10 protein-coding genes are annotated in these 12307 nt (G+C 61.7%); 4 read left to right on the forward strand and 6 right to left on the reverse strand.

Annotated elements, in window-relative coordinates; genetic code table 11:
• Window positions 1–74 precede the first annotated feature (74 nt).
• Entirely contained in the window at window positions 75–1595 is a 1521-nt protein-coding gene (locus G533_RS0107510; RefSeq protein ID WP_027949422.1) for a 4-hydroxyphenylacetate 3-hydroxylase family protein, read from the forward strand.
• Window positions 1596–1599: 4 nt separating this feature from the next.
• Here G533_RS0107510 and G533_RS0107515 read toward each other — a convergent pair whose 3' ends face one another.
• Entirely contained in the window at window positions 1600–3363 is a 1764-nt protein-coding gene (locus G533_RS0107515) for a potassium/proton antiporter (protein ID WP_084638867.1), read from the reverse strand.
• Window positions 3364–3590: 227 nt separating this feature from the next.
• On the opposite strand from G533_RS0107515, the gene G533_RS21055 reads away from it, so the two are divergent.
• The 3 genes from G533_RS21055 to G533_RS0107530 all read left to right on the forward strand — a co-directional run bounded on the left by G533_RS21055 (window position 3591) and on the right by G533_RS0107530 (window position 7045).
• The gene (locus tag G533_RS21055; protein ID WP_051230110.1) at window positions 3591–5636 is read left to right on the forward strand and encodes a carboxy terminal-processing peptidase; all 2046 of its coding nucleotides are present in this window, start codon (window positions 3591–3593) and stop codon (window positions 5634–5636) included.
• Window positions 5637–5768: 132 nt separating this feature from the next.
• Window positions 5769–6443: a PAS domain-containing protein gene (locus G533_RS0107525; protein WP_144079821.1), complete on the forward strand. Its 675-nt coding sequence runs from the start codon at window positions 5769–5771 to the stop codon at window positions 6441–6443.
• A gap of 5 nt (window positions 6444–6448) precedes the next feature.
• Window positions 6449–7045, forward strand: a complete 597-nt coding sequence (locus tag G533_RS0107530; protein WP_027949425.1) for a DUF938 domain-containing protein — start codon at window positions 6449–6451, stop codon at window positions 7043–7045.
• 19 nt (window positions 7046–7064) lie between these two features.
• Here the strand turns inward: G533_RS0107530 and cysG are convergent, their stop codons facing one another.
• From cysG to lolA, 5 genes are all read right to left on the reverse strand, one after another.
• Window positions 7065–8513, reverse strand: a complete 1449-nt coding sequence (gene cysG / locus G533_RS0107535) for a siroheme synthase CysG (RefSeq protein ID WP_027949426.1) — start codon at window positions 8511–8513, stop codon at window positions 7065–7067.
• Between the two features lie 34 nt (window positions 8514–8547).
• Window positions 8548–9840 (reverse strand): serine--tRNA ligase, encoded by a 1293-nt coding sequence (gene serS / locus G533_RS0107540; RefSeq protein WP_027949427.1) that lies wholly within the window; start codon window positions 9838–9840, stop codon window positions 8548–8550.
• Between the two features lie 37 nt (window positions 9841–9877).
• On the reverse strand, window positions 9878–10252 hold the full coding sequence (gene crcB / locus G533_RS0107545; protein WP_027949428.1) for a fluoride efflux transporter CrcB: 375 nt from the start codon (window positions 10250–10252) through the stop codon (window positions 9878–9880).
• 77 nt (window positions 10253–10329) lie between these two features.
• Window positions 10330–11667: a replication-associated recombination protein A gene (locus G533_RS0107550; RefSeq protein WP_027949429.1), complete on the reverse strand. Its 1338-nt coding sequence runs from the start codon at window positions 11665–11667 to the stop codon at window positions 10330–10332.
• Window positions 11668–11670: 3 nt separating this feature from the next.
• Window positions 11671–12294 (reverse strand): outer membrane lipoprotein periplasmic chaperone LolA, encoded by a 624-nt coding sequence (gene lolA / locus G533_RS0107555; RefSeq protein WP_027949430.1) that lies wholly within the window; start codon window positions 12292–12294, stop codon window positions 11671–11673.
• Window positions 12295–12307 lie beyond the last annotated feature (13 nt).

Genomic DNA, 12307 nt, shown 5'->3' on the forward strand with positions numbered 1-12307 from the left:
GCGGTAAAGCGTGGTTGCGGCTGGCGCCAGTTCGATAAATTGGCTCGAGTAACAAAACCTGAGGGTATTACACAGTGAATGCAATAGTTCCACAGCGCACAGAAGATACCGCCAACGAACGCTGGGCGCGTTTTGCACCGATCGTCAACAGCGACGATTATGTACAGAGCCTGCGTAACCGCAATGTCACGGTCTACCTGATGGGCGAACGTATTGCAGAGCCCGTCGACCACCCGATCATTCGCCCCTCTATCAACGCCCTGTGCGCCACCTATGATCTGGCCCTGGAAGACCCCGAATTGGCAACCGCGCATTCGTCGCTTGTCGACGCCCGGGTCAACCGCTTTCTACACATCGTTGAATCACCGCAGGACCTGGTGCTGAAAAACCGTATGCAACGGCGTTTGGGGCAGATTACCGGCACCTGTTTTCAGCGCTGCGCCGGGTTGGACACCATCAGCGTGTTGCACTCCATCACCTGGGACATCGACCAGCAGCACGGCACCGAGTATCACCAGCGGTACCTTGCCTTCATGCGCGAGGCGCAGCGCCACAATGTGATCATCGGCGCGGGTATGACCGACCCCAAAGGCGATCGCAGCAAACGTCCGCATGAGCAGTCAGACCCTGACCTGTTTTTGCACGTTACGGCGCGCAACGCGCGTGGCCTGTATGTTACCGGGGCCAAAGCGCACATGACCGGTGGCCTCAACAGCCACTGGATTTGCATCATGCCCACCATGAACATGGGAGCGGCTGATCGCGACTACGCCGTGGTCGGCATGGTGCCAGGGGATGCAGAGGGTCTCACCTACATTTACGGGCGTCAGAGTTGCGATACCCGGGCTCTGGAGACCGGCGACATCGACAAGGGCAATGCCCGGTTTGGCGGCCAGGAAACCCTGGTGGTGTTCGACAATGTATTTATCCCCTGGGAGCACGTGCTCATGGACGGTGAGTATGAATTCGCACAGCCCATGGTTGCGCGCTTTACGGCCTATCACCGCGCCAGCTACGTGTGTAAAACCGGGCTGGGGGATGTGATGGTGGGTGCCGCCGCGTCCATTGCCGAGTACAACGGGGCCGATACCGCCAGCCACATCAAGGACAAGCTGGTTGAGATGACGCACCTGAACGAAACCATCTACTCTTCGGCCATCGCCTCATCCCATGAGGCAACACAGCTCGATTCGGGTATCTGGATGAATGATGAAATGCTGGCCAACGTCTGCAAACACAACGTTACCCGCTTCCCCTACGAGATCGCGCGCTTCGCGCAGGACCTTGCGGGCGGACTGATGGTGACGCTGCCGTCACAGGCGGACTTTGAGCACGCAGAAGCCGGACCGTTGTTGCACAAATACTTTCAGGGACGTGCAGACATACCGGTGGAAAGCCGAACCCGTATGCTGCGCCTGATCGAGAACATGACACTGGGACGCAATGCGGTGGGTTACCTGACGGAGTCGTTGCACGGGGCGGGGTCACCACAGGCGCAGCGTATCCAGATTCTGCGGGGCATGGATCTGCCGCGCAAGAAGCGCTATGCGCAGGACCTGGCCGGCATTGAGATTATTGCCAGCGACGCAGATTGAGTGTCTAGCCCAGCTTGAGGCCGACCACGGCAATCTGATCGCCGTCGAGCTTCTTGACCACAAACTCCACACTGTCGAGTGACACCCTGTCGCCGACCACCGCCTTGTGATGGAACTGACGGTTGATGAACTCCCCCACGGTCAGTGCCTGCAACGCCTCGGGCACCGCTATACCGTACATGAGTGAAATGTCCGCCAACCGCGCGCCGGGCTTGAGCACGAAGTCCCCGTAGAACGCCGATGCCTTCTGCGAGCTGCTGGCGTCTGCCGGCGTGAATAGCCGTGCCAGTGCCGGTGCGGCGCCGTCGTTGCCCAGCACCATAACGTGGTCTTCCAGCTCGACATCCTGTTCTCGAGGGTTGTCCAACAACACACCCTGGCGCACAACACCCACCAACTGGGCCCCACCAGAAAGCGGCAGGCGCCCCGCGCGCATGCCGATGGCGGGGCTCCCCGCCACCGCCCGGTACACCAGCACCTCTTTTTCCTGCTCATCGGGGATGCGCAGCACCAGGTGCTCCGGGTCTACCAGGACCGGCGGCACTTCGATGCCCAGCCAGCGCGCAATCGGCGCAATCGTCCAGCCCTGCAGCACCAGCGACACCAGCACCACGAAGAAGGCCAGCTCGAAAAATACGTGCGCATGCTCCAGCCCCGCCAGCGACGGAAACAGCGCGAGAATGATCGGCACCGCGCCGCGCAAGCCACACCAGCTGATGAACACCTGCTCGCGCCAGGGGAAATGGAAGGGAAACAGGGACACCGCAACGGCCAGAGGGCGCGCTACCAATATCAACGCAAGGGCGATACCCAGAGCCGGAAGTACCAGCGGCACCAGGCTGCTCGGGGTCACCAGCAGGCCCAGCATCAGAAACATGCCGATTTGGGCCAGCCAGGCAATGCCGTCGTGGAAGCGACGAATATCCTTCGCGTGAGGCAGGGACGCATTGCCGATCAGGATGCCAACCAGGTAGATGGCGAGAAAGCCACTGCCCCCCCAGAGGTTCGCGATACCGAATACGCTCATGCCACCCGCCAGTGCCAACAACGGATACATGGATACCGGCAGGGACAGCCGTTTCAATAATTGCACCAGCACATAACCACCGGCAAAGCCGATTGCCAGGCCCAGGCCCATTTGCTCGGCAAATGCTCCCAGAATGCGCACGCCGGGATTTTCTGCCTGCAATGAAATCAGTTCCACCAGCGTGATGGTGAGGAAAATGGCCATGGGGTCGTTGCTCCCCGACTCCACCTCCAGCGTGGCACTGGTGCGCTCCTTGAGCTGTAGCCCGGCAGAGCGCAACAGGCCGAACACAGCGGCGGCATCCGTTGACCCCACGATGGCGCCAATCAGTAGTGATTCCAGCCAGCTCAGGTCGAGCAGGAAGTGCGTGACCAGGCCGGTGATGCCCGCCGTGAGTACAACACCAACGGTCGCCAGTGATAGTGCCGGCCCCAGGCTCACCCGGAACGTGTCGCGACGGGCGCCCTGACCGCCATCGAAGATGATGATGGCCAACGCCAGGCTGCCGAACAGGAAAGCCTGGCTGACGTTGTCAAAGCGCAGTCCACCCACGCCCTCTTCCCCGGCCAGCATGCCCAGTACCAGGAACACCAGCAGCACGGGGGCGCCCACACGCCGTGACAAGCCGCTGGCAACAACGCACAGCAGCGCCAGCAGAGCGCCCCAGAAAATCATGCTGTTGGTGAGTTCAATCGGGTTCACGGGCTCGCGTGCCCCTGTGTCGGCATCCTGAAAAGCCATGGTACACCAGTCCAGCGCGGGAGGGACGGGAACACCGATACTTAAGCGCTGTCATAAGCGAGTACCGATAACCATAATCATGGGATTGGATGCAACTCTGCACAGGGTTACACTGCTTGCTTCGAACACAGGAGATATCGACTTTGTCAAACAATCTGGCCTTCCGGGCGAGGCACTTGCGGATCGTCCTGCTGGGGGTTGCGGCCCTGCTGGTAGCGGCTTTGCCGATGGGCGTTGCCGCCTCCATTGCGTACACAGACAGTCAGCGGGAAACCATTGTCGAGTTGATCGAACAGCTGGAGGAGCGTCACTACGCCAAGCTGGTGTATGACGACAATCTGTCCTCCCTGCACCTCGACAATTACATCGACAGCCTAGACGGCGGGAAGATGTTCTTCACGCAGGCGGATCTGGCCGACTTCGAGCGCTATCGCACCGTGATGGATGAAGACCTGCATGCGGGCAACCTGCAAGCGGGCTTCGCTATCTTCAACCGGTTCCAGCAGCGCCTGCAGGACCGCCTTGAGGGCGTTGTGGATACGCTTGAAGAGCGCGTTGCTGCCATGGACTTTGCCCTTGAGGAAGAGTACGAGCTCGATGGCGAAGATCGGGCATGGGCGAGCAGTGAAGAAGAGCTCGACGATCGCTGGCGGCGCCACTTGAAGAACCAGGTGTTGAGCCTGCGGCTCAGCGAAAAAGAAGCTGACGACATCGTGCCTACGCTGGAGAAACGCTACCGCAACCAGCTCAAACGCATCGAGCAGTACAACGCCCAGGATGTTTTCCAGGTGTACGCTAACGCCCTGACAGAATTGTACGACCCGCACACCAACTATCTTTCGCCGCGTCGCTCGGAAAACTTCAACATCAACATGAGCCTGTCGCTGGAAGGCATCGGTGCCGTGCTGCAAATGGAGGACGAATACACCAAGGTTGCCCGATTGGTTGCCGCAGGCCCGGCGGATAAACAGGGGGACTTGCAGCCATCGGACCGCATTGTGGGTGTCGCCCAGGGCGAAGATGGCAGTTTCGAGGACGTGATCGGCTGGCGCCTGGACGAGGTCGTCGAGTTGATACGCGGGCCCAAGGACTCTACCGTCCGCTTGCAGGTAATACCCGCCAAGGCGCCCGCGACCGACGCCCGCAAGGAAATCACCATCGTGCGCAACCAGGTCAAGCTGGAGGAACAGTCCGCGCAAAAGCATGTGCTTGAAGTGCCCGAGGGGGACCAGACCGTGAAGATCGGGGTGATCGATATCCCCGCCTTCTACATCGACTTCGAAGCCATGCGGCGTGGCGACGAAGACTACAAGAGCACCACCCGCGACGTACGCAAGCTGTTGACCGAACTGGAAGACGAGGGTGTCGAGGGCATCGTCATCGACCTGCGCCACAACGGGGGCGGTTCCCTGCAGGAAGCCAACGAGTTGACCGGGCTGTTTATCGAATACGGCCCCACCGTGCAGATTCGCCATTCCTCACGCCGCGTCTGGCGCGACGGCAAGCGGGTACGCGGTCCTTACTACGACGGCCCGCTTGTCGTACTCATCAACCGCCTGAGCGCGTCTGCGTCAGAAATCTTCGCCGGTGCGATCCAGGATTATCAGCGTGGCATTATTGTGGGTGACCGTTCCTTCGGTAAAGGTACTGTGCAAACGATGGTGCCGCTTACCGAGGGCCAACTGAAACTCACCGAATCGAAATTCTACCGCATCTCCGGTGATAGCACGCAGCATCGCGGCGTGGTGCCCGATGTGATGTTTCCCTCGCTGTTCGACCCCGAGGAAATCGGCGAGAGCGCCCTGGATCACGCGCTGAACTGGGACCAGATCAACCCGGTGAAGCACCGCCGCTACGGCGATATTGCGGCGGTGGTACCGGAGCTGACGCGTCAGTTTCGCGAGCGCAGTGTGAGCAATCCGGATTTCGTCTATCTCGAGGAACAGGTGCACCTTGCTGAGGAGGCGCGCACGGTCAAAGCGCTGCCGTTGAATGAAAAGGCGCGCATCGCCATGCGCGAAATGCAGGAGAGCAAGGCACTGGCCATTGAGAACCGCCGCCGTGCAGCACGCGGTGAAGAGCTGCTGACGTCGCTGGAGGACGAGTTTGTCGAGGACGACGAGGACGCAGAACCAGAGCCGGATGCCGACGCCGATGAGTCAGAGCAACCGGATGTGCTGCTCACTGAGGCCGGCAACATTCTGGTGGATGCCCTGCTTTTGCGCCAACAGCAGTTTGCCCAGCACAGTGAATCGGGCGCAGACGAGCACTAGCAGGAATATCGACTGCATCCGTGTGTTACGGACTTTTCCACGCCGTCCAGGGTAGGACGGCTAACCTTCAGGCTTGCCAGAGACGGGCTTTAGCATATGACAATGGATTGGATTGAGGGGCTCGGGGCAATAATGCCAGTCACCCGCCTCGGGGATGATATGCGCGTGGTGGACATGTCGCCGGCGTCATTGCGCATGCACGGGATGACTCTGGAGGAAGTACGCGGTAAAACGCTGTCTGAGCTGGCGCACCGCGCCCCTATGACCAATGTCCTGCCCAGTGCCTGGCGGCGTACTGCGCCGCTGACCAAGGATCCTATCGGCGGGTTGCTGGAGGACGCGGCGCGGCAGTACGGCAATGCCACCGCCTGGGTGTGGCTGCTGACGCCCTCCGGGCGCCTTTTCCGCGGCATTCTCAACGTCATCAGACTACAAGTCGGGTTCCTCACTTACCTGGCCAATGTGGAAGACCCTTTCACGCGCAGCCTGGTGCGCGCGGAACCAGATGGCACCATTATCGGTTCGCTCGGAGCACGCTGGACACTGGAAACCATGCAGGTGTTTGAAGATTTTATTGCCGGTGACAGCCTGTTGGAAATCGCCAGCAGCCACGAGCTCAGCAAGAACCGGGTGCGCACCATTCTTGACGACCTCGCCGACCAGACCGGTTATGAAACACCTGGCGCACTGCGTGCAGCTATCTACCGGAACTATGCCGACGAGATGGTGCCCGCGCGACAGACGATTTTCCCGGTCGTTACCAATGAGGTACCGGGCTTCCCCATTTACGACCGGGCGCCCGTGTAGCCCTCATGGTTTCACTGCCCTACTCCCAGGCCTGCGAAAACAACAAGCAGCCGATTCTGGCGCGGTTAAAAGAGGTGTTTGTGGGCCCCGGTACCGCCCTGGAAGTGGGTTCGGGAACGGGGCAACACGCGGTCTATTTTGCCGCTGCGTTGCCGCACCTGACCTGGCAGCCCAGTGATCATCCAGCGAGTATTGAAACCTGTCGGCCCAGGCTTGCTGCAGCAGCGTTGGCCAATCTTGCCCAGCCGCTGGTGCTGAATGTGGCCGATACCGTGTGGCCACTGACACAGGCCGATATGGCGTTCTCCGCCAACACCGCACACATCATGAGCTGGAACGAAGTGGAAGCGCTTTTCCACGGCCTGGGCCGTGTGCTTTCCCCGGGTGCCCCCTTTTGCCTCTACGGACCGTTCCGCTACGGCGGTCGCCACACCAGTGGCAGCAACGCCGACTTCGATAGGTCACTGCGCGCACGAGCGGCGCACATGGGACTGCGGGACATGGACGACCTGCAGCCCCTCGCCGAAGACACAGGTTTCTGCCTTGAAAGCGATACAGCCATGCCGGCGAATAACCGCTTGCTCGTGTGGCGCAGGCAATAGCACCTGATCAGGGGGTTGATCAGCCCGCGGGCTGGGGGGTATCGGGCCCGAACCAGGCCAGTTGCGCCTGCAGGTCAACCACGGAACCGATAATAATCAGGGTGTGCGCTGACGGGCGCGAGGCAGTGACAATGTCACTGATGCTACTCAGGGTGCCGGTGATGACACGCTGTTCGGGCAGCGTGGCGCGTTCGATGACAGCCACCGGTGTTTCCGGGGAGCGGCCATGGGCAACCAGCTGGCTGCAAATGACTTCCAGCGCGGCCAGCCCCATATAGAACACCAGGGTTTCGTTGGGTGAGAGAAACTCCTGCCAGCGGTGTTCCAGTCGGTTGTCTTTGAGGTAACCGGCCACGAAACGCACCGATTGCGCATGCTCGCGATGCGTCAATGGGATGCCGGCATAACTGGCGGCGCCACTGGCAGCGGTGATGCCGGGCACCACCTGAAAGGGGATGTGGTGTCGCGCCAGCAATTCGATTTCCTCACCGCCGCGGCCGAAAATGAAAGGATCGCCCCCTTTAAGGCGCGCCACGCGACGACCTTCGCGGGCGAGATCCAGCAGCCGCTGGTTGATCTCCGCTTGCGGAACGCTGTGGTCGGAGCGCTGTTTGCCCACATAAATACGCTCGGCATCACGGCGCGCCAGATCGGTGATCGCGGGGCTCACCAACCGGTCGTAGAGGACCACGTCGGCCGACTGCAACAGGCGCAGGGCCTTGAAGGTCATCAAGTCAGGATCGCCCGGGCCGGCGCCGATCAGGTAAACCTCGCCCTGATTCAGACTCTTGGGATTGCGCTGCTGCTGCGCCAGCAGCGCTTCGAGCCTGCTCTTTGCCTCTTCCTCGCGACCGTTGAGTACCTGTGTGGCGATGGGGCCATCGATAATCTGCTCCCAGAACCGCCTTCTGTGCTCCACATCGGGCAGGGCGCGTGCCACCGTTGCGCGCAAACCGCGTGCGAATGCCGCCAGACGACCGTACGCGGCAGGCACCATCGCTTCGATACGCCGCCGCAGTTGCCGCGCCAGTACGGGGCTGGCACCGTTACTGCCGATGGCAATGACCAGGGGTGAGCGATCAACAATGGCCGGAAAAATAAACGTGCACAGCTCCGGTGAGTCCACCACGTTGACCAGAATACCCGCAGCGCTGGCATCGGCGGAGACCACTGCGTTGAGGGTTCTGTTGGGCGTGGCTACAACCACCAGACGCGCGCCCTCCAGCTGCTTTGCGCCCTCATAGGCGGCGGCCAGCCAGCGATGGCAGAGCGGCTCGGTACTGCTAACATCAGTCGAACCCTGCAAGCCAAGCAGGTCGAGAAGCTCGCTACACGCCTCTGGCGCGACCACGGTGATGCAGGCACCTGCTGCCTGTAACAGCCTGGCCTTGCGGGTCGCCACCTGCCCCCCGCCCACCAATACGACCGGGGTGCCGTGAAGCTTCAGGAAGAGTGGCAGTGATTCCATGCTAGGCGCCTCCTGTGGCGAGCACTCTGCGCACTCAAAGCTGCGTCAAGCCACCCATGTAAGGCTGCAGGACAGCGGGAATAGTGACACTGCCGTCTGCTTGCTGGTAGTTCTCCAGCAGCGCCACGAGCGTGCGTCCCACCGCGAGGCCGGAACCATTCAGGGTATGCAGCAGCTCCGGCTTGCCGGTTTCCGGGTTGCGCCAACGGGCCTGCATGCGCCGCGCCTGAAAATCGCCGAAGCTGCTGCAGGACGATATCTCGCGGTAGGTGTCCTGGGCGGGCAACCACACCTCGAGGTCGTAGGTGCGCCGCGCGGAAAAACCGGTATCGCCGGCGCACAGTGCCATCTTGCGATACGGCAACTCGAGCAGTTGCAACACGCGCTCTGCATGGCCTGTGAGTGCCTCCAGTGCCTGCTCGGACTGGCCGGGACGTACCAGCTGTACCAGTTCCACTTTCTCGAACTGGTGCTGGCGAACCAAACCGCGCGTATCGCGCCCATAGCTGCCCGCTTCACTGCGGAAACACGGCGTGTGGCAGGCAAACCACATGCCTTCGGTGCCGAGCTCTGCATCCTCGAAAATCCGCTCGCGCGCCACGTTGGTCACCGGCACCTCCGCGGTGGGAATCAGGTAGTAGTCCTGCTCGCCGTGCAACCTGAACAGGTCCTCGGCGAACTTCGGCAGCTGCCCGGTGCCACGCAGGGATTCGCCATTGACAATATAGGGCACGTAAATTTCGCGATAACCGTGTTCGCCGGTGTGCAGGTTGAGCATGAACTGGATCAGGGCGCGGTGCAGGCGCGCCAGTGGGCCGTACATCACGGTGAATCGGGAGCCGGTGATCTTGCCCGCAGTCTCGACGTCAAGCTGCTGCAGTGCCTCACCGATCTCCACATGATCGCGCACCGGAAAATCAAACACGCGCGGCTCACCGAACCGTGCTACCTCGGTGTTGTCTTCCTCGCGCGTGCCCTCGGGCACCTCGGGTGCCAGCAGGTTTGGCACACCCAGCATGAATTCCTCAAGCCTCGCCTGCACGTCCCGGGCCTGATCGGTGAGGGTATCGAGCTGGGCGGCGATTTTATCCAGTGTGAGGTTGACCTGCGCTTTGGCGTCATCGACGCTCATGCCCTGCCCAACCAGCTGGCCGATGGTTTTGGAGGCGCGCTTGCGCTCTGCCAACAGCGACTGGCTATCCATATCCGCCTGCTTGCGCTGTGCATCGAGTGCTTCGAAGGCGGCAACATCGAAAGTGAAACCACGCCGCGCCAGTTGCGCCGCGATGGCTTGCGGGTCCTGTCGCACCGCTTTGATATCCAGCATTTTCTGTGTTCCTGTTGTCTGTTGTGCGGGCCCGCTATCAGAGCAGAGCCCGGGTCAGGGTGATGGCGAGGCCGGCGCCGACGACGCAGAGCGTGACACTGGCCAGCATATACCCCACTGCCTGCGCTGCCTGGCCCGACTCCCAGAGCGCGAAGGTCTCCAGGGAAAAGGTGGAGAACGTGGTGAACGCCCCCAGGAAGCCAACCATCAGCAGGCCGCGCCAGTCCGCATGCAGAATCTGGCGCTCCAGCAGCGCAAATATCACACCGATAGCGCAGGAGCCCAGAAGGTTGACCAGCAACGTGGCCAGGGGAAACGCACCCTGCCACTGTGCCTGGGTCCACTGCGACAGCAGGTAACGGGAAACCGAGCCCGCTGCTCCCCCGAGTGCAACGAAAACCAGGTACTTCATGGGAAAACCCGCAGGGTCCAGTTGCCAGCGCGCATTGTACTGATTTTTTGTCTCCGGGGCAGCGCCCTGCGGCGCGCTCACGGCTTGCGCGGGTAGCGCTGCCGATTGCTGTTCTGGTCCAGGCCGCGCAGGTACTCGAGTTTTTCGCCGATCTTCTGCTCCAGGCCGCGCGCTACCGGGAAATAGTAGCGTCGCGACTGCAGCGCCTCCGGGAAATAGTTTTCTCCCGCGGCATAGGCACCCTCCTCGTCGTGGGCGTAGCGGTAATCGTCGCCGTGGCCCTCCGCTTTCATCAGCGCCGTCGGTGCGTTGCGCAAGTGCAGGGGTACTTCGCTGCTGCCCTGGCTTTGCACATCGGCCAGCGCCGCCTTGTAAGCGCTATACACCGCATTGCTCTTGGGCGCACAGGCGAGGTAGATAACAGCCTGCGCGAGAGCGAGCTCTCCCTCGGGGCTGCCCAGGCGCTCCTGTACCTGCCAGGCATCCAGGCACAGGCTGAGGGCGCGCGGGTCGGCGTTGCCGATATCTTCGCTCGCCATGCGCACGATGCGCCGCGCCAGATACAGCGCATCGCAGCCCCCGTCCAGCATCCGGCAAAGCCAATACGCGGCGGCGTCCGGGGCCGAGCCACGCACGGCCTTGTGCAGGGCACTGATCTGGTCATAGAACAGGTCTCCGCCCTTGTCGAAGCGCCGTAACGAGGCCTGTAACACTTCTTCCAGAGTTGTGACTGTGATGATGCGCCTGCCGCCCTGCTCGTCCGCGAGATCGGCGGCCAGTTCGAGCAGATTCAGGGCGCGCCGGGCATCCCCGTCGGCCTGCCCCGCAATCTGTAGCAGGCACTCTTCGTCGACGCCAACCGCGGGCGAAAGCGCAGCGACACCGCGGCGCAACACGTCCAGTAACGCGCTCGACTCCAGCGCACGCAATTTGTAGACACGGGCGCGGGAAAGCAGCGCATTATTCAGTTCGAACGAGGGGTTTTCGGTGGTGGCGCCGATAAAAATGACGGTGCCGTCTTCCACATGGGGCAAAAACGCATCCTGCTGACTCTTGTTGAAACGGTGCACTTCATCGACAAACAGAATCGTGTCGCGCCCTGTGGCACGCTGCTGACGCGCCTGGCTGATGGCTTCGCGTATTTCCCGCACGCCGGCAAGCACCGCCGAAAGCTGCAGGAAGTGCGCGTTGGCAGCGCCGGCCACAATACGCGCCAGGGTGGTTTTGCCAACCCCCGGGGGGCCCCAGAAAATCATCGAGTGCAGCTGGCGCCTCTCGATGGCCTGGCGCAGCGGCTTGCCGGGCCCCAGAAGGTGCGCCTGCCCGGCAAAAGTGTCCAGGGCTTGCGGACGCAGGCGTGCCGCCAGCGGCTGGTAACCCGCTTCGTCGTTGGCGCTGAACAGGTCGTCGGCCAAGCGCTACTCTGCCTGGTAAAACAGATCCGCGCCGGGGGGCGGCGTGAAGTCGAATTCTGCAGGCGTCATCGGGGTTTGCGTATCCAGCGCTGTAAACGTGATCACCACGCGCTGGTTGAGGTTGTCCTGCACTTCCATGCCCTGCAAGGTGTTGCCCTCCAGTGCCAGAGTCAGTTCCTGGAAACCCGCGTCCGGTCCGCGGGGGACGAGCACAAAACGCTGCTGCGCGTCGCGGTGCACGGTGTAATCACGACGCAGGGCCGCGCCATCACCGCCCAGCACCTGCAATGGCGTCATCGCTTCACTGCCCACCACGGGCTTGCGTGTGACCGTTTCCAGGTCGCGGTCGTGGTGCCAGAGGTAATCCCGGTTGGCAATGATCAACTGGCTGTCCGGAGCGCGGATCTCCCAGCCAAAATAGCCCGGGCGTAGCAGGCGGAATCGGCCCTCGGAGTCGCTCACCACGCTGCCGTCTGTGGCGTACTGCCGCTGACGAAAGTCGCCCTGCAGGCGCTCTATCGATTGTAAGGCCTGCAACAGCTCGTCCACCGCCTCTGCCCGCAAGGGTGCGGACAAAACGGCGAACAGCAGCAGGCAAAGATACGACAGTTTTTTCACATGAGGCACGTGTTGATTCCTG

The organism is Haliea salexigens DSM 19537 (genome assembly GCF_000423125.1).
Classification (GTDB): Bacteria; Pseudomonadota; Gammaproteobacteria; order Pseudomonadales; family Halieaceae; genus Haliea; species Haliea salexigens.

Excerpts from the sequence above, each read along its gene's own strand:
- G533_RS0107515 (WP_084638867.1), bottom strand. The coding sequence starts at position 3,363 with ATGGCTTTTCAGGATGCCGACACAGGGGCACGCGAGCCCGTGAACCCG.
- G533_RS21055 (WP_051230110.1), top strand. The coding sequence starts at position 3,591 with ATGGGCGTTGCCGCCTCCATTGCGTACACAGACAGTCAGCGGGAAACC.
- G533_RS0107525 (WP_144079821.1), top strand. The coding sequence starts at position 5,769 with ATGCCAGTCACCCGCCTCGGGGATGATATGCGCGTGGTGGACATGTCG.
- G533_RS0107530 (WP_027949425.1), top strand. The coding sequence starts at position 6,449 with ATGGTTTCACTGCCCTACTCCCAGGCCTGCGAAAACAACAAGCAGCCG.
- cysG (WP_027949426.1), bottom strand. The coding sequence starts at position 8,513 with ATGGAATCACTGCCACTCTTCCTGAAGCTTCACGGCACCCCGGTCGTA.
- serS (WP_027949427.1), bottom strand. The coding sequence starts at position 9,840 with ATGCTGGATATCAAAGCGGTGCGACAGGACCCGCAAGCCATCGCGGCG.
- crcB (WP_027949428.1), bottom strand. The coding sequence starts at position 10,252 with ATGAAGTACCTGGTTTTCGTTGCACTCGGGGGAGCAGCGGGCTCGGTT.